Below are 20,466 nucleotides of genomic sequence, written 5' to 3' on the forward strand. Positions count from 1 at the left end.
AGCAGGAGCGCGATCCGCTCCCGGGCCGTCAGCTTGCCCTTCGCGTGCTGCGCCTCGGTCGCCCGATCACTCGGCCCGCGCCGCGCCTCCTCACGGAGGGAGTGCAGCTCGGCCACGCGTCCACGGGCGTCGGTCGGCTCGCTCGAAGTCTGGTCCACAACGGTCATGTACCGACCTTACGAAGTGCGACGGCGAAAACCCTCCGTTGGTTCCACACAGTCTCGGACCCGATCCGCTGTCCGGCCCGAACAGAACCGGCGGGGGATGCATGGACTCCCCCAGTCGGGACCTTGGCCCTTTGTGGAGGTTCTACAAAAGCGCACGGCACACCCCAGGGAAGTTGAAATTTGAACGGAATAGGTCTAGCGTCAGTCTCGTTGAAAGTTCAACGAAGTTCGGAGCAGCCGAACCCGTCGGACACGCCACCAGCAGGATCTTCCGAGGAGGAAGCCATGGGTCTCTTCACCCGCCGTACCGCCCCCACCGCCGTCGCCACGCTCGAAGTGGACCCGGCTCTCGCCGCCCTGACCGGCGACTACGTGATCGACGCCGCGCACAGCAGCATCGGCTTCACCGTGCGGCACGCGATGGTCACCAACGTCCGCGGCAGCTTCACCGAGCACGAGGGCACCCTGCACCTCGACGGGAGCGACCCGTCCCGCTCCACCGCGGTCATCGACGTGAAGATCGCCTCGATCGGCACCGGCATCGCCGACCGCGACGCCCACCTGCGCAGCGGTGACTTCTTCGACGCCGAGGCCTTCCCCGTGATGAGCTTCCACTCCACCTCGGCCGAGACCCTCGGCGGGGACGCCTACCGCATCACCGGCGAGCTGACCATCAAGGACGTCACCCGCCCGCTCTCCATCGACCTGGAGTTCACCGGCTCGGCCACCGACGTCTACGGCAACGAGCGCGTCGGCTTCGAGGGCGGCACCGAGATCCTGCGCTCCGACTGGGGTCTGACCTGGAACGCCGCGCTGGAGGCCGGCGGTGTCATGGTCAGCGACAAGGTGAAGCTGACCTTCGACATCTCGGCGATCAAGCAGGCCTGACCGGCCGCTCGTGACGCCGGCCCGGGGGCGGCTACCAGCCGCCCCCGCCGTCGAACCCGCCGCCCCCGTCGAACCCGCCACCGCCGCCGAAGTCCCCGCCGCCGAAGTCGGACGGGTTGAAGTCGGCCCCGGAGACGTCCCCGCCCTCGAATCCGCTCCCCGCACCGCCGAAGTCCGAGGCGTAGGCGGGGCTGGACATCATCGATCCGAGCATGGTGCCCATCAGCAGGCCGGGCAGGATGCCGCCGCCGAAGTACCCGCCGGCCCAGGGACCGTACGCCGGGCCGGCGTCGTAGTACGGGCGCGGTCCCCGATCGGTGTCGACCGTACGGACCGCGGGGTCCAGGCCGTCACGCAGCCGCACCGCGTCCGCCGCGCAGACCGGGACGGTACGGGCTGCCCCCGCGGGCGGCGCCCACGTGGCGTCCTCGGTGCTCGGTCCGTGCCGCGGGTCGAAGAAGCAGGGCGAGCGGCGCTCGGGCACCGGCTTTCCCTGACGGCGCGCGTCGAGGGAGGCCAGGGCGTACCGTCCGTCCTCCAGGGCCTGGGTCACGCCCTGCACCTCTTCGGGGCGTCGGACCGAAGCCATGATCTGCTTGGCCTTCTCGTAGGAGTCGAGGCCCTGTTCGTAGTCGCGCCGCATGGCGTCGTCGGCGCCCGGTTCGCCCGGGTGGAAGTCGAGGCGCTCCAGCTCCTCGCCGAAGGCCGTGATGTCCTCGTCCACGACGACGGCGAGCCGTTCGACGGCCTCGCGCCGGGCCTCTTCCTTCTTCTTCCGGTTCCGCTTCACCAGCAGGTACCCGCCACCGCCGCCCGCGACGGCGACCGCGCCGAGCGCGATCAGGCCGCCGACCGGGGCTCCGTCGGACGCGCCGGTGGTGCCCCAGGACGCGGGGGCGGAGCCCTTGGCCTGGCTCAGGGCCTGGTCGACGAAGTCGTCGAGCTGGGTGGCCGCGTCCACCGGGGTGCCCGTCTTCACCGCCGCGGTGAGGTTCTGCACCGCGTTCCTCGGCATGACGGCCGGGTCGGCCCCCGCGTTGAAGCCGTCGCCGAGGCGGATCGCGTACAGGCCGGTGATGCCGGTCTCGGCGCGGACCGCGGGAAGCACCTTGTCCTGCGGGAACTGCGCGCCGGCCAGCAGCACGGCGACGAACACCGGCTTGCCGGAGTCCTTGATCTTCGCGGCCAGCGCGTCGGCCTGCGCCGCGGACAGCTGGTCCCGTGCGCCGGGGTCGACGTAGACCGGGCCCTTCTTGAGGGCCTCCCCCACCGCGGCGACCCCGGTGGCGGCCGATGCCTGCGGGGCGGCCACGAGCGCGGTCGTCGACAGGGCCAGCAGCAGACCGGCCAGCAGCGGTCCGAATCGTGCGGATATCAGCCTGGTCCTCATGCGTATGACGCTACCCGAACGGGTTGTTTCACGTGTTAACGGGACATAAGTCCCTCTCCTGCCGGAGTCACCGGCGCCGGCGTCCGCCACGTGACGGCCCACGTCACGGAGGACGACCTCGCCGGGTTGGCGCCCGGCGAGGTGTGGGCCGACGGGCGGGCGATGCCCCCGGGGCGTTCCGCAAGCCGCGGGGCGACGCCTGCCGAACCCGGATCCGACCTACTCCGCCGGCTCCACGCCCGCGTGCAGGAGCCCGAAGGTGTAGGCGTCCTCCAGGGCCTGCCAGGACGCGGCGATCACGTTCGGGGCGACGCCAACGGTCGACCACTCGCGGACCCCGTCCGTGGTGGCGATCAGGACGCGGGTCGTGGACTCCGTGCCGTGCGTGCCCTCCAGGATGCGGACCTTGTAGTCGACCAGCTCGAACTTGGCGAGCTGCGGGTAGAACCGCTCCAGGGCCACCCGCAGCGCCCGGTCCAGGGCGTTGACCGGGCCGTTGCCCTCGGCCGTCGCGACGATCCGCTCGCCCTTGGCCCACAGCTTGACCGTGGCCTCGTTGGCGTGGGTGCCGTCCGGGCGGTCCTCGACGATCGCGCGCCAGGACTCGATGCGGAAGTACTTGCGGGCCCGGCCCTCGACCTCGGCCCGCAGCAGCAGCTCGAAGGAGGCGTCGGCGGCCTCGTAGGTGTAGCCCTGGAGCTCGCGCTCCTTGACCCGCTCGACGACCCGGGCGATCAGCGCGCGGTCGCCGCCCAGGTCGACGCCGAGCTCCTTGCCCTTGAGCTCGATGGAGGCCCGGCCGGCCATGTCGGAGACGAGCATCCGCATGGTGTTGCCGACCCGCTCGGGGTCGATGTGCTGGTACAGGTCGGGGTCGACCTTGATGGCCGAGGCGTGCAGGCCCGCCTTGTGCGCGAAGGCCGAGACGCCGACGTAGGGCTGGTGCGTGGAGGGGGTGAGGTTGACGACCTCGGCGATGGCGTGCGAGATCCGGGTCATCTCGGCGAGGGCGCCCTCCGGGAGGACGGTGCGCCCGTACTTGATCTCCAGCGCGGCCACCACCGGGAACAGGTTGGCGTTGCCGACGCGCTCGCCGTAGCCGTTCGCGGTGCACTGGACGTGGGTGGCGCCCGCGTCGACGGCGGCCAGGGTGTTGGCGACGGCGCAGCCGGTGTCGTCCTGGGCGTGGATGCCGAGCCGGGCGCCGGTGTCGGCGCGCACGGTCGCCACGGTCGCCGAGATCTGCGCGGGCAGCATGCCGCCGTTGGTGTCGCAGAGGATGACGACGTCGGCCCCGGCCTCGTACGAGGCGCGCACCACGGCCTTCGCGTACTCGGGGTTCGCGCGGTAGCCGTCGAAGAAGTGCTCGCAGTCGACGAAGACGCGGCGGCCCTGCTCCACGAGGTGGGAGACGGTGTCCCGGACCATCTCCAGGTTCTCGTCGAGGGTGGTGCGCAGCGCGAGCTCGACGTGCCGGTCGTGGGACTTGGCGACCAGGGTGATGACCGGTGCGCCGGATTCGAGGAGGGCGCGGACCTGCGGGTCCTGCGCGGCGGAGCCACCGGCGCGACGGGTGGCGCCGAAGGCGACCAGCTTGGCGTGCTTGAAGTCGATCTCGGCGCGGGCGCGGGCGAAGAACTCCGTGTCGCGGGGGTTGGCACCGGGCCAGCCGCCCTCGATGAAGCCGACGCCGAAGTCGTCGAGGTGTCGGGCGATCGTCAGCTTGTCCGCGACCGTGAGGTTGATGCCCTCACGCTGGGCGCCGTCGCGCAGCGTGGTGTCGAAGACGTGGAAGCTGTCGTCGGGCCCCGTGCGCGGTTCCGTCGGCTCGGTCGACTCCGTCGCCTCTGTCGTCGTCATGCTGATCTGACTCCTGTCGGATGAGTGGTTCCGGAGACCCGGGATCCACTGCCCCCATCATCGCGCGCCGCCCGGTCCCGGCATGATTTCGGGCCGGGAAACGAAAAGACCCCTCGCGGGTGCGAGAGGTCTGCGCGCGGGTCTGAGGCACGGTGGCCGCTGCCGCGAAGGTCGTCCACGGTTCAGCGGTCACAGAGGACCGGCGCGCTGCTGTCCATAATCATGAGCTGAGCAGGCACGTCCGCAGTGTGCCATACGGCTCGCCGTGCGTGGACGGCGATCTCACGATGCGGGCAGCCCCGCACGGGTGGGCCCCGGGGTCATTCGGGGGCGGGGGCGGGGACGGCAACGGGGACGTCGAGCGTGTCGGTGAGGAACTCCCGGACGTGTTCCAGGATGTCGTCCCGGCCTATCCCGGGCAGGCCGACGGCGACCTGGATGCTGAAGCCGTCGAGGAGGGCCCGGATCCGGGCGGCGTACCGGTCGGGGTCCACCGGACGGAACTCCCCGCGCGAGACGCCCTCGGCGAGGAGGGCGACCAGGTCGCGGTGCCAGGCGCCCTCGATGGCGGCCTGCCGGTCGCGTTCCTGGGGGCCGGCGTTCTGGGAGCGGTTCCAGACCTCCAGCCACAGGGTCCAGTGCGGGTCCCGCGGGCCGTCGGGGACGTAGAGGTCCACGTAGGCCCGCAGGCGGGCGCCGACCGGGTCGCGGCGGGAGAGCAGGGCCCGGCGCTCGGCGCCGAGGGAGGCCTCGCTCCACTCCAGGGTCTGCAGCAGGAGTTCGTCCTTGCTGCGGAAGTAGTAGAGGAGGTGGCCGCTGCTCATGCCGACCTGGCGGCCCAGACCGGCCATGGTCAGGCCCTCCAGGCCGCGCTCGGCGATCGTGGCCATGGCGGCGACGAGTACGTCCTCGCGCGGGGGCGCGTTCTTGCGCGCCGTCCGTACCGGTACTCCACCCGCAACCATGGGCCACTCCTTCGTGAGGTCCGCCGCAGGTCAGACCTTCGGCTGCTGCTGGGTGATGCAGTGGATACCGCCACCCCCGGCGAAAATCGTACGTGCGTCGACCAGCGTCACGGTCCGCTCGGGGAACAGACCGCGGAAGATCTCGGCGGCCTCCTCGTCGCGCGGGTCGTCGAAGGCGCACAGCACGACGCCGCCGTTGCAGAGGTAGTGGTTGATGTACGAGTAGTCGACCCACTCGCCGTCCTCCTCCAGCACCGTCGGCGCCGGGACCTCCACGACCTCCAGCAGCCGCCCCCGCGCGTCGGTGGAGGAGCGCAGGAGGGCGGCGATGGTCTTGCAGCGCTCGTGGTCCGGGTGGGCCGGGTCGGGCTGGGTGTGGACCAGGACGACGCCGGGGCGGGCGAAGGCGGCGACGATGTCGACGTGGCCCTGGGTGCCGTAGGTGCCGTAGTCCCCGGCGAGGCCGTACGGGAGCCAGATCGCCTTCGTGGTGCCGAGGTGGGCGTGGATCTCGTCCTCGACCTGGCGGCGGGTCCAGCCGGGGTTGCGGCCCTCGCCGAGCTGCACGGTGTCGGTGAGGAGCACGGTGCCCTCGCCGTCGACGTGGATGGCGCCGCCCTCGTTGACGAGGCGGGTGCTGTACGTGCGGGTGCCGATGAGGTCGGACACGTGGCGGGCGACCTTGGAGTCGTGGTCCCAGCGGGCCCACTCCTGGGCGCCCCAGCCGTTGAACGTCCAGTCCACGGCGGCCAGTTCGCCCGCGTCGTTGGTGACGAAGGTGGGGCCGATGTCGCGCATCCAGGCGTCGTCGAGCTCGCGCTCGACGAGCTGGACCTCGTCACCGACGACCGCGCGGGCGCTCTCGGCGTCCCCCGGGGAGACGACGAGGGTCACGGGCTCGTACGCGCTGACGGCCCGGGCGACCGCGCCCCAGGCCTGGCGGGCCTCGGCGAGCTCCTGCTCGTTCGTGAAGGTGGGGTTGGGGCCGGGCCAGGCCATCCAGGTGCGCTCGTGCGGTGCCCACTCGGCGGGCATCCGGAATCCGGCGTCGACGGGCTTGGACGGCTGGGCCGGGTGCGTCGGCTGGGTCATGGCGGGGGTCCTCACAGGCTGTGCCGGGCTGACAAGAAGTACGGGCGGTTCAGGGGGACCGATTCGGCCGATTCGGCCGCTTCGGAGCGCAGCGGTTCACCGGCGAGGAGGGGGGCGGCGCCCCGGGCCGGTCCCGCGGCGCCGCGCGACAGCAGTCGATCGCGCTCCGCAGGGGTCGGTCGCACGCCGATCCACCACCTCCCGAGTCGACGGGTTAGAGCATCACTCTAACTCTTCACTTCCTTGCAGGGAACCATTGACCGGATGGCAACACCTGGGTCACATTGAGTGTCGCTCAAACACCAGCGCAACCACCCCCCGCCCTGCCAAGGGAGTCCCCCCATGCCCATCGAACAGCGCGGAGTCGACACCGTCCCCGAGGAGGAACGGACGAGTGGTCCCCGCGACCTCGTCTCGATCCTGCTCGGTTCCAATCTCTGCCTCGGTGTGATCGTCTTCGGCTGGCTGCCGCCGTCCTTCGGCCTGGGGCTGTGGCCCTCGGTCACCGCCGTCGTGACCGGCACCCTCGTCGGCATCGCGTTCACCGCCCCGCTCGCGCTGGTCTCCCTGCGCACCGCGACCAACCTGTCCACCTCCAGCGGCGCCCAGTTCGGCGTCCGCGGCCGGCTGGTCGGTTCGGTGGTGGGGCTGCTGCTCTCGCTCGGATACACCGCCCTGACCCTGTGGATCGGCGGCGACGTGATGGTCGGGGCCCTGTCCCGGCTCACAGGACTGCCCGACACGGGCTTCTCCCGCGCCGCGATGTACGGAGCGCTGGCCGCCTGTACCGTCGTCGGGGCCGTGTTCGGCTACCGGCTGCTGTTGCGCATGAGCAAGATCCTTTCCGTCGCCATGGTGGTCCTGCTGGCCGTCGGCGTCCTCGCGTACGCCCCGGACTTCACCACCGCCGCACCGCCGGAGACCTCGTACCTGCTGGGCTCGTTCTGGCCGACCTGGCTGCTCGCGGCGGTCGCCGCGGGTCTCAGCGGCCCGGTCGCCTTCATCACGCTGCTCGGCGACTACACCCGCTACATCTCCCCGCGCCGGCACAGCCCCCGCAAGGTGTTGTGGGCCACCGCGATCGGCCTCCTCCTCGGCCTGCTGATCCCGCAGCTCTTCGGCACCTACACCGCGCTCGCGGCCCGCGCCGGAGCGGACTACGCCGGGCCGCTCGTGGCCGCCGCGCCGTTCTGGTACCTGGTGCCGCTGCTCGTCGCGGCCGCGGCCGGCTCGATCGGCAACGCGGGCCTGATGCTCTACTCGATGGGCCTGGACCTCGACGCGATCGTCCCGAGGGCCACCCGGACCACGACCACCCTGGTCGCCGCCGCCGTTGCCACCGCCTTCGTGTTCATCGGTTCCTTCGGCTGGAACGCCCAGGCCGCGATGACCTCGTTCGTCCTCGTCCTCACCTCGATCGGCACCCCGTGGGCCGTGATCACGCTGATCGGGTACGTCCGCTGCCGCGGCCGGTACGACGAGAAATCGCTCCAGGTGTTCAACCAGCGGGCCCGCGGCGGCGTCTACTGGTTCAGCGGGGGGTGGAACCCGCGTGCGACGGTGTCCTGGGCACTCGGAGCGGCAACCGGCCTCGCGGCCGTCACCACACCGTTCTACGAGGGCCCCCTGCTGGCCCTCACGGGCGGCGTGGACTGCAGCTTCGTCCTCTCGGGGCTCGTCGGCGGACTCGTCTACGCCGCGCTGACCCCGCGGTCGGCGGACGTGCCCGCCGCGGTCGCGCAGGAGCAAGGGAAGAACGCGGAACAGATATGGACGAGCTCGCAGGCCCTGTGATCATCCGGACCCTCAAGGGGATCGGCGCGGTGGTGTACCTCTTCGGCGACGCCGTCGTCGCGCTGCTGCCGGACGGCTCGGCCCGCGCGGACGCGCGCCGCGCCCGGCGGGCGGAGCGCCGACGGGCCCGCTGACGGCGCCCCTTCGCGCCGCGGAAGCGCAACGACGGAAGGCCCCCGACCGAACCGGTCGGGGGCCTTCCGTGCGAGCGGGCGACGACCGCGCCCGGTACGACTATCCCAGCGGGTGCATCCAGCCGTGCGCGTCGGCGGCGCGGCCGGTCTGCAGGTCGAGGAGCGCCTTGCGGAGCTCCATCGTGACCTCGCCGGGCTCGCCGTTGCCCTGCGTCCAGTTGGCGCGCTCGGATTTGACCGAGCCGACGGGGGTGATCACTGCGGCGGTGCCGCAGGCGAACACCTCGGTCAGGGTGCCGTTCTCGTTGTCGCGCTTCCAGTCCTCGGTGGTGATGCGGCCCTCCTCGGCGGTGTAGCCGAGGTCGCGGGCGATGGTGAGGAGGGAGTCGCGGGTGATGCCGGGAAGCAGCGAGCCGGTGAGTTCGGGGGTGACGATCCGCCGGGTGCCGTCCTCCTCGGTGTACACGAAGTACAGGTTCATGCCGCCCATCTCCTCGATCCAGCGGTGCTCCACCGCGTCGAGCCAGACGACCTGGTCGCAGCCGTGCGAGGCGGCCTGGGCCTGGGCGACGAGGGAGGCCGCGTAGTTGCCGCCGGTCTTCGCGGCGCCGGTGCCGCCCTTGACCGCGCGGACGTACTCCTCGGAGAGCCAGACGGAGACCGGCTTCACGCCGCCGGGGAAGTAGGCGCCCGCCGGGGAGGCGATGACCATGAAGAGGAACTCGTTGGCGGGGCGGACGCCCAGGCCGACCTCGGAGGCGAACATGAAGGGCCGCAGGTAGAGCGAGGCCTCACCGGAATCCGGGACCCAGGCGCGGTCCTGCGCGATGAGGGCGTCGCACGCGGCGATGAACAGCTCGGACGGCAGTTCCGGCATGGCCATGCGGCGGGCGGAGGCCCGGAAGCGATCGGCGTTGGCCTCGGGGCGGAAGGTGGCCACGGTGCCGTCGGGCTGCTTGTAGGCCTTGAGGCCCTCGAAGATCGTCTGCGCGTAGTGCAGGGTCATGTTCGCCGGGTCCATCGACAGCGGCGCGTAAGGGACCAGCTCGGCGTCGTGCCAGCCGCGTCCCTCGGTCCACTTGATCGTCACCATGTGGTCGGTGAAGTGGCGGCCGAAACCGGGGCTGGCCAGGATCGCTTCCCGCTCCGCGTCGGACAGAGGGTTCGAGGAGGGCTTCAGCTCGATCGTGGGCGTCGTCATGAGTGCTTGTCCTTCACCGGTTGGGTAGGGCGGACCGCGCTCACGGCGTACTAGGACGTCCGAGCTTCCCCGTATTCCGCGGCCTCGCGTTCGATTATCGCCCGCGGCCAGGCTTCGGTGAAACGGGGCATGAGCGGCCCAGGGGAGATGGTGGCACCCGGGGCCGCACAGGAAAAGCCGCCGGGTCCGTTGGTAGCGACCCGGCGGCTTCCTGGGATGGAGCTGCCGGGTCAGCCGGCTACGCGTGCGGCGAGGGCGTCGCCGATGGCGTCGGTGGAGCGGAAGGTGCCGTCGCGCTCGGCGAGGTCGGCGGAGACGGCCTCCTCGATGCGCACGGCCCGGTCCTCGTGACCGAGGTGGCGCAGCAGGAGGGCGACCGAGAGGATCGTCGCGGTCGGGTCCGCCTTGCCGGTGCCGGCGATGTCCGGGGCCGAGCCGTGGACGGGCTCGAACATGGACGGGAAGGCGCCGGTCGGGTTGATGTTCCCGGAGGCCGCCAGGCCGATGCCGCCGGTCACGGCCGCGGCCAGGTCGGTGAGGATGTCACCGAAGAGGTTGTCCGTGACGATGACGTCGAAGCGCTCGGGCTGGGTGACGAAGAAGATCGTCGCGGCGTCGACGTGCAGGTAGTCGGTGGTGACCTCGGGGTACTCCTGGCCGACCCTGTCGAAGATGTTCTTCCACATGTGTCCCGCGTACACGAGGACGTTGTTCTTGTGGACCAGCGTCAGCTTCTTGCGGGGGCGGGCGTTGGCCCGCTCGTAGGCGTCGCGGACGACGCGCTCGACGCCGTAGGCGGTGTTGAGGCTGACCTCGGTGGCGACCTCGGCCGGGGTGCCGGTGCGCAGCGAGCCGCCGTTCCCGGTGTACGGGCCCTCGGTGCCCTCGCGGACCACGACGAAGTCGATCTCCGGGCGGCCGGCGAGCGGGGTGGCCGTGTTGGGGAAGAGCTTCGACGGGCGCAGGTTGATGAAGTGGTCGAAGGCGAAGCGGAGCTTCAGCAGCAGACCGCGCTCCAGCACGCCCGACGGGACCGACGGGTCGCCGATGGCGCCCAGGAGGATCGCGTCGTGGTGCTTGAGGGCTTCGAGCTCCGCCTCCGGGAGGGTTTCACCGGTGCGGTGCCAGCGCTGGGCGCCGAGGTCGTATTCCTTGGTCTCCAGCTTCACGTCCTCGGGCAGGACCGCGGTGAGGACCTTGAGGCCCTGAGCCACGACTTCCCGACCGATGCCGTCACCGGGGATCACTGCGAGATTGATGCTGGTCGACATGACGGAACCGTACTCCGCGTCTTAGCCCTCAGACATCTCGCGTCCACCATGTGGACCCGTGTGGACGCGAGACGTCGGTCGGCCGGGGTGTTCGAGGGGGGAAGGGGTGGGCTCAGTGGCCGGTCGAGCCGCCGTTGTCGCGGCGGTCCAGGGCGCGCTGGAGGGCTGCGGCGGCGTTCTTGCGGTCGACGTCGGCCGGGGAGGAGTGGCGGACGCGGCGGGCTGCGGCGGTGGTGGGGGTCATGGTGATCGACTCCTTGAGATCACGGCGTGGCGGGGCCACGGATGAGGGGTTCCTTCAAGGCGCCGGAAGAGGCGGGGAGCAGTGCGCCGCAGGGGTTGCCTGCCAGGGGCGCGCGCTCGCGACCGCCATTCGCTGGATCAGCGAGACGTTCGGCTCCTACAAAGCTAGGGCAGGTCCGGCTGTATGTCTCCGCAATTACTCGGACTTCCTAGTATCTGAGACGCCGAACCCACGAAACGGGCCCCGCCAGACTTCCGTTTTCAAGCCCTCTCAGCCCTGAGTTCCCTGATCAGAGCCCTGACAGCGAGAGTTACCGCCGATTCCGTCGTGGTGACGTATCCCACCTGCCTCACCGGCCCTCCGGGGCCCAACGGGGCGATCTCCACGGCGTCCGTCGCCTCCCTCAGGGAGAGCTCCGGCAGGATCGCCATGCCCAGGCCCCTACCGACCATCGTCAGCACCATCGCGTCGTCCTCGGCCTTGACCGTCGCCGACGGGATCCAGTCCTGGGCGCGCCACCAGTCACGGGTGTAGGAGCCGCAGTTCTCGTCCCAGTCCAGCAGCGGCAACCCCTTGGGGTCCGGGTGTCCGGCCGGGTGGACCAGCGCGTACGCCTCGTGCGCGAGCACCCCGGTCAACAGGCCGGGCGGCACGGAGTCCCCCGGGCCCAGCGTCGCGATGCCCAGGTCGGCGCGGCCGGCGGCCACCTCCCCCGCGGTGCCGGCGCCGAGTTCGCGCACCACCCGCACCTCGGGCCGGATGCCGGGGTGGCGGGCCGTCAGGCGTTCCAGTGCGGGCGGCAGCAGGTGCAGGGCCGCGCTGCGGAACGCGGCGACGCGCAGGACCCCGGCCGGTTCGTCCCGGTCGGGCGCGGCGCGACCGGCGGCGCGCGCCTCCTCGCCGAGGACCTCGTACAGCCGAAGGATGCGCCGCCCGAGGGCGACGGCCCGCTCCCCCGCCGGGGTGGGCGAGGCCCCGGCGCGGCCGCGCTCGAAGAGGAGCGCGCCGATCTTGCCCTCGCTGCCGCGCACGGAGTGCGAGACGGCGGACTGGCCGATGCCGAGACGGGCGGCCGCGGCGGTGAAGCCGCCCGTCTCGGCGACGGCGACCAGGATCCGCAGTTCCTGCGGGAGGAGCTCGGCCACGGGGGCTCTCACCTCGTTCTATGAGCGGTGTTCATGGAGGGGCGGCTGCCATGAACGCAACCCCCTGCCCGGCCCGGGGATTCCTTCGTAGCGTCGGAGCCATGACCACGAAGACCGCTCTCGCCGTCCACCAGACCGCCCGTCCCTCCGGTTTCCCCGTCGCCGGCGACTTCACGTACGCCGCGTACCCGGTCCCGGAACCGGCACCCGGCACCGCCCTGGTGGAGAACCTGCTCCTGTCCGTTGACCCGTACCACCGGGGCCTGATGGACGGCGGTGAGGGCGGTTTCGCGCTGGGCACCCCGTTGGAGGGCCGCTCCGTGGGCCGGGTCGTCGCCTCCCGCGATCCGGGCCTCGTCGAGGGCGACCTCGTCTTCCACCGCGAGGGCTGGCGCACCCACGCCCTGGTCACCCTCGGCTCCGACGGCGCCCGCAAGCTGCCGGACCACGCGGGCGTGCCGCTGGAGGCGTACCTGTCGATCCTGGGCGGCACCGGCCTGACCGCGTACGCCGCCCTGACCCGGACGGCGGCCCTGCGCGAGGGCGAGGACCTCTTCGTGTCCGCCGCCGCCGGCGGGGTCGGCACGGCCACCGGCCACATCGCCCGGCTGCTCGGCGCCCGCCGGATCATCGGCAGCGCCGGCTCACCGGCGAAGGTCCGCCGGCTCACGGAACACCTCGGCTTCGACGCGGCCTTCGACTACCACGACGGCCCCGTCGGCGAGCAGCTGGCGAAGGCCGCGCCGGACGGGATCGACGTCTACGTGGACAACGTCGGCGGGGACCACCTGGAGGGCGCGATCGACGCGCTGCGCGAGTTCGGGCGGATCGCCTGGGTCGGCGCGATCTCGATGTACAACGGCGACCGGGCGCCGGCCGCACCCCGCAACCTCTTCGAGGTCGTACACAAGTCCCTGCGCCTGGAAGGCGTATTGGTACGTCACCACACCAATCTCCAGGAGGAGCTGGAGGATCTGCTGGTCCCCCACCTCCGCAGTGGCCGCGTGGGCACCGACACCACCGTTGTCCAGGGGTTCGAGCACACCGTGGAGGGCTTCCTCGGGATGCTCCGCGGGCAGAACACGGGCAAGATGCTGGTGCGCGTCGACGGCTGACTCCGGCCTTCCGGATGTTCACCGAGTTCTTACCGCACGGTTGTAGACCTTTGGGACGGCTACCGCCACTCTTGCCGTCGACGTGCCGCAGGGGCACCCGAGTTGGAGGCGAGCAGCCAGTGACACCGATCAGCCGCAGAGGGTTCGTGGGCATCGGAGCGGGGCTCGTGGCGGGGGCGACGCTGCCCTCGGTCGGGGCGTCGGCGGCGGCCGCCGCCGCGACCGGCACGATCACCGACGTGAAGCACGTGGTGATCCTCATGCAGGAGAACCGCAGCTTCGACCACTACTTCGGCCGGCTCAAGGGCGTCCGCGGCTTCGCCGACCGCGCCGCCGGCAACATCCCCGGCGGCTGGGGCACCTTCAACCAGCCCAACTGGGGCGGCCGACAGTACCCGTGGAAGCTGTCCGCGACCCCGCCCGCCGGCGGCGCCGACAGCGAGACCCTGGCCCAGTGCACCGGCGACCTGCCCCACAGCTGGACCTCGCAGCACGCCGCCTGGAACAAGGGCCGGATGGACAACTGGGTCACCGGCGTCGGCCAGACCCGGACCCTCGGATACCTGGATCGCGGCGACATACCGTTCCACTACGCGCTCGCCGACCACTACACGATCTGCGACGCCTACTTCTGCTCGGCCCTCAGCGCCACCGGCCCCAACCGGACCTTCCTGTGGAGCGGTGCGATCGACGCCACCAGCAAGGACGGCGGCGAGGAGAGGGGGCTGACCTGGGAGACGTACGCCGAGGCCCTCCAGCGGGCCGGCATGAGCTGGAAGGTGTACCAGAACGCCCAGGACAACTACGGGGACAACGGCCTGGCCTACTTCAAGAAGTTCACGGACGCGGCCCCCGGCGACCCGCTGCACGACCGGGGCATGGCCTCCGTCCCGCGCGTCACGGGCTCCACCCCGGACGACATCGCCGCCGCCATCCGCGCGGACGTCGTCGCGGGCACCCTCCCGCAGGTCTCCTGGGTCGTGGCGAACGAGGCCTTCTCGGAGCACCCGTACGCCCCGCCCGGCGACGGCGCGCACTTCGTGGACCTGGTGTACCGGGCACTCGCCGCCGACCCGGAGGTCTTCGACTCCACCGTCCTGTTCCTCAACTACGACGAGAACGACGGGTTCTTCGACCACGTCCCGCCGCCGGTCGCCCCGCCCGGGACGCCCGGCGAGTACCTCGACGGCCTGCCGATCGGGCTCGGCTTCCGGGTCCCGATGCTCGTGATGTCCCCGTGGACCCGCGGCGGCTGGGTCAGCTCCGAGGTCTTCGACCACACCTCCGTCCTGCGGTTCATGGAGACCTGGACGACGGCCCTCGGCACGCCGGCGACCTGTCCGAACATCAGCGCCTGGCGCCGCAGGGTGACCGGCGACCTGACCGGTGTCTTCGACTTCGCGCGCCCCGTGTACGGAGTCCCCGGCGCCCTCCCCTCGACCGCCAAGGTGATCGGGCAGTCGACCTGCGCCCCGCTCCCCAACCCGACCCCGCAGGACAACGCCCTGCCGACGCAGGAGTCGGGCACGCGTCCGGCGCGCGCCCTGCCCTACCAGGTCAACGGCAACCTGGACCGACTGGAGTTCGGAGCCGCCGGGCAGATCACGGCCCACTTCTCGATGTCCAACCAGGGCGGGCAGGCGAAGCGGCCCGCGCACTTCTCGATCCACCCCCACCAGCACCGGGACACGGCCGCCTGGCAGTACACGGTCGACGCGGGGGCCACCGGCTCCGACTGGTTCCACATCGGCCTCGGGCACGGCTCCGGCAAGTACGACATCTCGATGTACGGCCCGAACCGCTTCCTGCGCCGCTTCATCGGCGACGCCTCCAAGCCCGGCAGGGCGGTCGAGGTCGCGGCCCGCTACGCGGTCGAGCCGGGCACCGGGAAAACGGCGGTGTACTTCAGGATGACCAACGCGTCGGCCTCCCCGGTCACCTTCACCGTCCGGGCGAACGCCTACCGCACGGACGGGCCGTGGACGTACACCGTCCCGGCGAACTCCTCCCGCGAGGACTTCTTCAACGCGGTCGCCTACAGCAAGGGCTGGTACGACTTCACGATCCTCGCGGACAACGACGGCACCTGGTCCCGCCGCTACACCGGCCACATCGAGACGGGCGCGCCCAGCGTCTCGGGGTAGCCCGTGCGGTCCGGCGGCCGGGCGGCCCCGGTACGGCCACGGCCACGGCTAGAGGACGTCGCCGTCGCGCCAGTCGAAGTCGAGCCGCCCGGTCGGGTCCGGCGGGGCCGCGCCCGCCGGCGTCCAGACGTAGGTGGAGCCCTCCTCGTCGGCCAGCCGTTCGGGGCCGGTCGGTCCGAGGACGCCGATCCGGCCGGGGTACGGGCGCCAGCCGCGGCCCTCGTACAGGGCCGCCCCGGCTTCGGACGCCGAGAGGGCGCCCAGCACGTACGCCCCGCCGATCACCCGCTCCAGCTCGGCCATGACCTGCCCGGCGAGCCCGCGCCGACGCCGGTCGGACCGCACGGCCACGGCCTCGACGTAGCCGGTGCGCAGGGCCCGGCCGCCGTGCAGGACCCGCCGCTGCACGACGCTGCCGTGCGCGACGAGTGCGCCGGCGGAACCGGCCGGACCGTTCGGGCCGTTCGGGCCGTTCGGGTCGTGGGTGTCGTGGGGGTCGTCGGGGTCGCCTTCGCGCAGCAGGACGTGCATCCCGCCGAGGGCGTGCTCGAAATCCTCGTCGGCGAAGTCCCCGTCGAAGGCCGCGTCGAGCAGGGCCCGGATCTCGCGCCGTTCACCGGGGCCGAGCCCGGCGGTGTGGGTCAGCGTCAGGGTCACGGTCACTGCTCGTCCTCCAGCGGTCGGCCGGCGGCTCCTGGCGCGCCGCGGGTCCCGCCGGGGGACGGTACCAGCGCCGCCGCGGGTCGTGGCCCGGTGAGCCGGTCGCGCAGCCGTGCGAGTTCGGCGCCGTTCAATCCGGCCGCGCGCAGGTACTCCCCGGCGTCCAGCCACCGGGCGGCGTCACCGGCGAGGGCGTGCACGGTGGTGCCGAGGCCGGTGACGTACTCCTCGATCTCCGCGGGGTCGTACCGCTCGCCCCGCGCCGCGTACCGGGCGCGCACCCTCGGCTCGCTCAGCCCGTGGTCGTCCGCGACCTCCCGCGGGGTCGCGCCGGCCAACCGCAGCAGGACGAGCGCGATGATCCCCGTGCGGTCGCGGCCCAGGCCGCAGTGGAAGGCGACCCCGCCCGGCGCGGCATCCGCGACGGCGCGGGCCACGGCCGCGACCCGGTCGGGGAAGCGCTCCAGGAAAGGCCGGAAATACGCGGGGGTGCCGAATCCCGGAGTGCCCCACCACACGTCCCGGAAGTCCCGGTGCTCGATGCCGTCGAGGGGGATCCGCAGGGTCGTCGTACCGGCCGGTCGCGGGGATTGGTCCACTCCCCGCTCGTCGTCGTTCCGCAGGTCGATGACGGTCCGCACCCCGTGCGCGGCCACCGCGGTCCAGCCCCGGGAGGTCAGTCCGTCGAGGCTGTCGGCCCGTACGAGGCGGCCCGGTCGCAGTGCTCCCGCCCCGCCCGGGTCACGGGCGTTGAAGCAGCCTTCCCAATCCACGAATCGACCGACGTTCGCCACGGTCATAGCCCCCCTGTCAGTACACAACGGACATGAGGTGATGACGTGCCGCTGGCCTCGGGCGGTTGCGCGGACGGAAGATCTGCCCATGTCGCCAGAAACGCAGCAGTGGACGCCCACCCACGGCCGGCCCTACCGGCCCGTCGCCTACCGGCCGGCGCGCATGCCGAGCCGGGAATCCCTCGCGCGGGCCGCGGAACTGAGGGAACGGATGGACGAGCGGCGGACTGTACGCCAGTTCTCCTCCGATCCGGTGCCCGAGCAGGTCGTCCGCGACGCCGTCGCCTGCGCGGCCACCGCCCCTTCCGGCGCGCACCAACAACCGTGGACGTTCGTCCTGGTGAAGGACCCGACCGTCCGCCGGCAGATCCGCGCCGCCGCCGAACAGGAGGAGCAGATCTCCTACGACGGTCGGCTGGGCGACGAATGGCTCGCCGCGCTGCGCCCCATCGGCACGGACGCCGTGAAGACCCACCTGACGGACGCGCCCGCGCTGATCGTGGTGTTCCAACAGCGCTACTGGCTCGGCCCGGACGGCGCGAAGCGCAAGCACTACTACGTGGACGAGTCGGTCGGCATCGCGGTCGGCATGCTGCTCTCCGCCCTCCACCTCAGCGGGCTCTCCGCGCTGATCCACACCCCGAGCCCGATGCGTTTCCTCGGGCACGTCCTGAACCGCCCGGAGAACGAGAAGGCGTTCGCGGTCATCCCGGTGGGTTACCCGGCCGACGACTGCGAGGTGCCGGACCTGGTGCGCAAGTCCCTGGACCAGGTCATGGTCGAGGTCTGAGCGGTTGCCGGCACCGGTACCGGTCGGAGAACCGGAACCGCCCCCGCTCCGGACTTGGGGGTACCGGAGCGGGGGCGGGGTTCAGCGGTGGGCCGTGATCAGCCCATGTGCGGGTAGCCGTACTCGGTCGGCGGGACCAGGGTCTCCTTGATGGAGCGCGTCGAGGTCCAGCGCAGCAGGTTCGAGGCCGCGCCCGCCTTGTCGTTCGTACCCGAGGCGCGGCCGCCGCCGAAGGGCTGCTGGCCGACGACGGCGCCGGTCGACTTGTCGTTGATGTAGAAGTTGCCCGCCGCGAAGCGGAGCTTCTCCGTCGTGTCGGCGGCCGCGTAGCGGTCCTGCGCGATGACGGCGCCGGTCAGGGCGTAGGCCGAGACGGACTCCATCTGCGCCAGCATCTCGTCGTACTTGTCGTCCTCGTAGACGAGGACCGCGAGGATCGGGCCGAAGTACTCGGTCGTGAAGACCTCGTTCTCCGGGTCGGTGCACTCGATGACGGTCGGGCGGACGAAGTAGCCCTCCGCGTCGTCGTAGGTGCCGCCGGCGACGATCGTGCAGGTCGGGTCGGCCTTCGCACGGTCGATCGCGGCCTTGTTCTTCGCGAAGGAACGCTCGTCGATGACCGCGCCGATGAAGTTGTCCAGGTCGCGGACGTCACCCATGGTGATGCCGTCGACCTCGGCCGCGAAGCTCTCCTTGAAGCCGGCGTTCCAGATGGAGGCCGGAACGTAGGCGCGCGAGGAGGCCGAGCACTTCTGGCCCTGGAACTCGAAGGAGCCGCGGGTCAGGGCGGTCTTCAGGATGGCGTGGTCGGCGGAGGGGTGCGCGACGACGAAGTCCTTGCCGCCGGTCTCGCCGACCAGACGCGGGTAGGACTTGTACTTCTCGATGTTGTTGCCGACGGTCTTCCACAGGTACTGGAAGGTCTTGGTCGAGCCGGTGAAGTGGATGCCGGCGAGCTCGGGGTGGTTCAGGGCCACCTCGGAGACGGCGATGCCGTCGCCGGTCACCAGGTTGATGACGCCCTTGGGCAGACCGGCCGCCTCCAGGACCTCCATCAGCAGGACCGCGGAGTGCGTCTGCGTCGGGGACGGCTTCCAGACGACCACGTTGCCCATCAGGGCCGGGGCGGTCGGCAGGTTGCCGGCGATGGCCGTGAAGTTGAACGGCGTGATCGCGTAGACGAAGCCCTCGAGCGGACGGTGGTCGCTGCGGTTCCACACGCCCGCGGAGTTCGCGGCGGGCTGCTCGGCGAGGATCTGCCGGGCGAAGTGGACGTTGAAGCGCCAGAAGTCGACGAGCTCGCAGGGAGTGTCGATCTCCGCCTGCTGGGCGGTCTTGGACTGGCCCAGCATGGTGGACGCGGCCAGCTTCTCGCGCCACGGGCCGGCCAGCAGCTCGGCGGCGCGCAGGATGATCGCGGCACGGTCGTCGAAGTCCATCGCGCGCCAGGCGGGGGCGGCGGCCAGGGCGGCGTCGACGGCCTCCTGGGCGTCGGCCTCGGTGGCGTTGGCGTAGGTGCCGATGACGGACTTGTGGTCGTGCGGCTGGACCACGTCGAAGCGCTCGCCGCCACCCATCCGCTTGACGCCACCGATGGTCATCGGGAGGTCGATCGGGTTCTCGGACAGCTGCTTGAGCTGGATTTCGAGACGCGCGCGCTCGGCGCTGCCGGGGGCGTACGAGTGAACCGGCTCGTTGACGGGCGCGGGGACCTGGGTCACAGCATCCATGGGGCGGGAACTCCTTGAGCTAGGGGGACGGGCCTTGAGCTAGTGGGGTGCCTAGTTCTTGGTGATCATCGAGCGGAGGAAGAACAGCAGGTTGGCCGGCTTCTCCGCGAGGCGGCGCATGAAGTATCCGTACCAGTCCGTGCCGTACGCGGTGTAGACGCGCATCCGGTGGCCCTCGGCGGCGAGCCGCAGGTGCTCCTCGCTGCGGATGCCGTACAGCATCTGGAACTCGTACTCGTCCAGTTTGCGCCCGGCCTGCCGGGCCAGTTCCTGGGCGATGGCGATCAGGCGCGGGTCGTGGGACCCGATCATCGGGTAGCCCTCGCCCTCCATCAGGATCTTCATGATCCGGACGTAGGCCTTGTCGATCTCGGCCTTGTCGAGGTACGCGACCTCGGCGGGCTCCTTGTAGGCGCCCTTCACGATCCGGACGCGGCTGCCCGCGGCGGCCAGTCGGTGGGCGTCGGCCTCCGTGCGGAACAGGTAGGCCTGGATCACGCAGCCCGTCTGCGGGAAGTCCCGGCGCAACTCCTCATGGATGGCGAACATCGAGTCGAGGGTGGTGTGGTCCTCGGCGTCGAGGGTGACGGTGGTGCCGATGGCCGCGGCGGCCTCGACGACCGGGCGGACGTTGGCGAGGGCCAGCTCGTGACCGCCCTCCAGCGCCTGTCCGAACATCGACAGCTTGACCGACATCTCGACCGTCCCGCCCAGGCCGAGCTCGGCCAGCCGCTCGATGAGCAGGAGGTAGGCGTCACGGGCGGCGTGGGACTGCTCGACGGCGGTGATGTCCTCACCGACGACGTCGAGCGTGACCTCCAGGCCCTTCCGCGTGAGTTCCTCGACGATCGGGATGACCTGGTCGACCGTCTCACCGGGGATGAACCGGTTCACCACGGGCTTGGTCACCGGGGCGGCAGAGACGATTCGGCGCATCTTGTCGCTGCGCGAAGCGGCGAGGATCGCGGGACCCAGCACGGGGCACCTCCAACGGGTGGCAGAAGCAGACGTACGGTCCGTTACCGGATGGATCGGGGCCGTAGGGAAAACGCAAGTAAAACCACCGTGAAACCTAAGGATCC

General features: G+C 71.4%; 19 protein-coding genes and 1 pseudogene. 6 read left to right on the plus strand and 14 right to left on the minus strand.

All coding sequences use genetic code 11. From position 1 onward, the window contains the following. Positions 1–167, minus strand: a pseudogene (locus ACFVS6_RS26485) (methylmalonyl-CoA carboxyltransferase); the annotation flags it as partial. 285 nt (positions 168–452) lie between these two features. Here ACFVS6_RS26485 and ACFVS6_RS26490 point away from each other — a divergent pair. Next, entirely contained in the window at positions 453–1,055 is a 603-nt protein-coding gene (locus ACFVS6_RS26490; protein WP_389707544.1) for a YceI family protein, read from the plus strand. A 31-nt stretch (positions 1,056–1,086) separates the two neighbouring features. Here the strand turns inward: ACFVS6_RS26490 and ACFVS6_RS26495 are convergent, their stop codons facing one another. From ACFVS6_RS26495 to ACFVS6_RS26515, 5 genes are all read right to left on the minus strand, one after another. Then, positions 1,087–2,445 carry a hypothetical protein gene (locus ACFVS6_RS26495; protein WP_389707546.1) on the minus strand — a complete coding sequence of 453 codons (1,359 nt, stop codon included), beginning with the start codon at positions 2,443–2,445 and terminating at the stop codon, positions 1,087–1,089. 219 nt (positions 2,446–2,664) lie between these two features. Next, complete coding sequence (cimA, locus tag ACFVS6_RS26500) at positions 2,665–4,305, minus strand: citramalate synthase (RefSeq protein ID WP_389707548.1); 1,641 nt, start codon at positions 4,303–4,305, stop codon at positions 2,665–2,667. Between the two features lie 320 nt (positions 4,306–4,625). Continuing rightward, positions 4,626–5,270 carry a TetR/AcrR family transcriptional regulator gene (locus ACFVS6_RS26505; RefSeq protein WP_389707550.1) on the minus strand — a complete coding sequence of 215 codons (645 nt, stop codon included), beginning with the start codon at positions 5,268–5,270 and terminating at the stop codon, positions 4,626–4,628. Between the two features lie 30 nt (positions 5,271–5,300). Beyond that, positions 5,301–6,362 carry an agmatine/peptidylarginine deiminase gene (locus ACFVS6_RS26510; protein ID WP_389707552.1) on the minus strand — a complete coding sequence of 354 codons (1,062 nt, stop codon included), beginning with the start codon at positions 6,360–6,362 and terminating at the stop codon, positions 5,301–5,303. A gap of 11 nt (positions 6,363–6,373) precedes the next feature. Then, positions 6,374–6,547: a hypothetical protein gene (locus ACFVS6_RS26515; RefSeq protein WP_389707554.1), complete on the minus strand. Its 174-nt coding sequence runs from the start codon at positions 6,545–6,547 to the stop codon at positions 6,374–6,376. A 157-nt stretch (positions 6,548–6,704) separates the two neighbouring features. Between ACFVS6_RS26515 and ACFVS6_RS26520 the strand changes: the two genes are divergently transcribed. Further along, complete coding sequence (locus ACFVS6_RS26520; protein WP_389707556.1) at positions 6,705–8,156, plus strand: cytosine permease; 1,452 nt, start codon at positions 6,705–6,707, stop codon at positions 8,154–8,156. Continuing rightward, positions 8,132–8,290, plus strand: a complete 159-nt coding sequence (locus ACFVS6_RS26525) for a hypothetical protein (protein ID WP_389707558.1) — start codon at positions 8,132–8,134, stop codon at positions 8,288–8,290. The genes ACFVS6_RS26520 and ACFVS6_RS26525 overlap by 25 nt, the downstream gene beginning before the upstream one ends. A 100-nt stretch (positions 8,291–8,390) precedes the next feature. On the opposite strand, the gene ACFVS6_RS26530 is transcribed toward ACFVS6_RS26525, so the two are convergent. The 4 genes from ACFVS6_RS26530 to ACFVS6_RS26545 form a co-directional block, all read right to left on the minus strand. Next, positions 8,391–9,491, minus strand: coding sequence for a branched-chain amino acid aminotransferase (locus ACFVS6_RS26530; protein ID WP_389707560.1), 1,101 nt, complete (start codon positions 9,489–9,491; stop codon positions 8,391–8,393). 230 nt (positions 9,492–9,721) lie between these two features. Beyond that, complete coding sequence (locus ACFVS6_RS26535) at positions 9,722–10,762, minus strand: 3-isopropylmalate dehydrogenase (protein WP_389707562.1); 1,041 nt, start codon at positions 10,760–10,762, stop codon at positions 9,722–9,724. A gap of 112 nt (positions 10,763–10,874) precedes the next feature. Next, entirely contained in the window at positions 10,875–11,006 is a 132-nt protein-coding gene (locus ACFVS6_RS26540) for a hypothetical protein (protein ID WP_389707564.1), read from the minus strand. Between the two features lie 260 nt (positions 11,007–11,266). Then, entirely contained in the window at positions 11,267–12,151 is an 885-nt protein-coding gene (locus tag ACFVS6_RS26545; protein ID WP_389707566.1) for a LysR family transcriptional regulator, read from the minus strand. Positions 12,152–12,252: 101 nt separating this feature from the next. Here ACFVS6_RS26545 and ACFVS6_RS26550 point away from each other — a divergent pair, with 101 nt between their 5' ends. Then, positions 12,253–13,266, plus strand: coding sequence for an NADP-dependent oxidoreductase (locus tag ACFVS6_RS26550; RefSeq protein ID WP_389707568.1), 1,014 nt, complete (start codon positions 12,253–12,255; stop codon positions 13,264–13,266). 119 nt (positions 13,267–13,385) lie between these two features. Beyond that, complete coding sequence (locus ACFVS6_RS26555) at positions 13,386–15,410, plus strand: phosphocholine-specific phospholipase C (RefSeq protein ID WP_389707570.1); 2,025 nt, start codon at positions 13,386–13,388, stop codon at positions 15,408–15,410. A 48-nt stretch (positions 15,411–15,458) separates the two neighbouring features. Here ACFVS6_RS26555 and ACFVS6_RS26560 read toward each other — a convergent pair whose 3' ends face one another. Together ACFVS6_RS26560 and ACFVS6_RS26565 are read right to left on the minus strand one after the other, a co-directional pair. Then, a complete protein-coding gene (locus ACFVS6_RS26560) occupies positions 15,459–16,067 on the minus strand; it encodes a GNAT family N-acetyltransferase (RefSeq protein WP_389707709.1) in 609 nt (202 codons plus the stop codon). 2 nt (positions 16,068–16,069) lie between these two features. After that, positions 16,070–16,870, minus strand: a complete 801-nt coding sequence (locus tag ACFVS6_RS26565; protein ID WP_389707572.1) for a tyrosine-protein phosphatase — start codon at positions 16,868–16,870, stop codon at positions 16,070–16,072. 82 nt (positions 16,871–16,952) lie between these two features. Between ACFVS6_RS26565 and ACFVS6_RS26570 the strand changes: the two genes are divergently transcribed. Continuing rightward, positions 16,953–17,654, plus strand: a complete 702-nt coding sequence (locus tag ACFVS6_RS26570; protein WP_389707574.1) for a nitroreductase family protein — start codon at positions 16,953–16,955, stop codon at positions 17,652–17,654. 98 nt (positions 17,655–17,752) lie between these two features. On the opposite strand, the gene pruA is transcribed toward ACFVS6_RS26570, so the two are convergent. Both pruA and ACFVS6_RS26580 read right to left on the minus strand, forming a co-directional pair. After that, positions 17,753–19,384: an L-glutamate gamma-semialdehyde dehydrogenase gene (gene pruA, locus ACFVS6_RS26575; RefSeq protein WP_389707576.1), complete on the minus strand. Its 1,632-nt coding sequence runs from the start codon at positions 19,382–19,384 to the stop codon at positions 17,753–17,755. 51 nt (positions 19,385–19,435) lie between these two features. Then, positions 19,436–20,362 (minus strand): proline dehydrogenase family protein, encoded by a 927-nt coding sequence (locus ACFVS6_RS26580; RefSeq protein ID WP_389707577.1) that lies wholly within the window; start codon positions 20,360–20,362, stop codon positions 19,436–19,438. Positions 20,363–20,466: the final 104 nt, after the last annotated feature.

Origin of the sequence: Streptomyces sp. NPDC057939 (assembly GCF_042887545.1) — a bacterium.
Lineage (GTDB): Bacteria > Actinomycetota > Actinomycetes > Streptomycetales > Streptomycetaceae > Streptomyces.

What these genes read in the sequence shown, in the direction of transcription:
- ACFVS6_RS26540 (WP_389707564.1), bottom strand. Translation starts at nt 11,006, where the DNA reads ATGACCCCCACCACCGCCGCAGCCCGCCGCGTCCGCCACTCCTCCCCG.
- ACFVS6_RS26510 (WP_389707552.1), bottom strand. Translation starts at nt 6,362, where the DNA reads ATGACCCAGCCGACGCACCCGGCCCAGCCGTCCAAGCCCGTCGACGCC.
- ACFVS6_RS26505 (WP_389707550.1), bottom strand. Translation starts at nt 5,270, where the DNA reads ATGGTTGCGGGTGGAGTACCGGTACGGACGGCGCGCAAGAACGCGCCC.
- ACFVS6_RS26565 (WP_389707572.1), bottom strand. Translation starts at nt 16,870, where the DNA reads ATGACCGTGGCGAACGTCGGTCGATTCGTGGATTGGGAAGGCTGCTTC.
- ACFVS6_RS26550 (WP_389707568.1), top strand. Translation starts at nt 12,253, where the DNA reads ATGACCACGAAGACCGCTCTCGCCGTCCACCAGACCGCCCGTCCCTCC.
- ACFVS6_RS26490 (WP_389707544.1), top strand. Translation starts at nt 453, where the DNA reads ATGGGTCTCTTCACCCGCCGTACCGCCCCCACCGCCGTCGCCACGCTC.
- ACFVS6_RS26525 (WP_389707558.1), top strand. Translation starts at nt 8,132, where the DNA reads ATGGACGAGCTCGCAGGCCCTGTGATCATCCGGACCCTCAAGGGGATC.
- ACFVS6_RS26520 (WP_389707556.1), top strand. Translation starts at nt 6,705, where the DNA reads ATGCCCATCGAACAGCGCGGAGTCGACACCGTCCCCGAGGAGGAACGG.
- pruA (WP_389707576.1), bottom strand. Translation starts at nt 19,384, where the DNA reads ATGGATGCTGTGACCCAGGTCCCCGCGCCCGTCAACGAGCCGGTTCAC.
- cimA (WP_389707548.1), bottom strand. Translation starts at nt 4,305, where the DNA reads ATGACGACGACAGAGGCGACGGAGTCGACCGAGCCGACGGAACCGCGC.
- ACFVS6_RS26495 (WP_389707546.1), bottom strand. Translation starts at nt 2,445, where the DNA reads ATGAGGACCAGGCTGATATCCGCACGATTCGGACCGCTGCTGGCCGGT.
- ACFVS6_RS26530 (WP_389707560.1), bottom strand. Translation starts at nt 9,491, where the DNA reads ATGACGACGCCCACGATCGAGCTGAAGCCCTCCTCGAACCCTCTGTCC.
- ACFVS6_RS26570 (WP_389707574.1), top strand. Translation starts at nt 16,953, where the DNA reads ATGTCGCCAGAAACGCAGCAGTGGACGCCCACCCACGGCCGGCCCTAC.
- ACFVS6_RS26535 (WP_389707562.1), bottom strand. Translation starts at nt 10,762, where the DNA reads ATGTCGACCAGCATCAATCTCGCAGTGATCCCCGGTGACGGCATCGGT.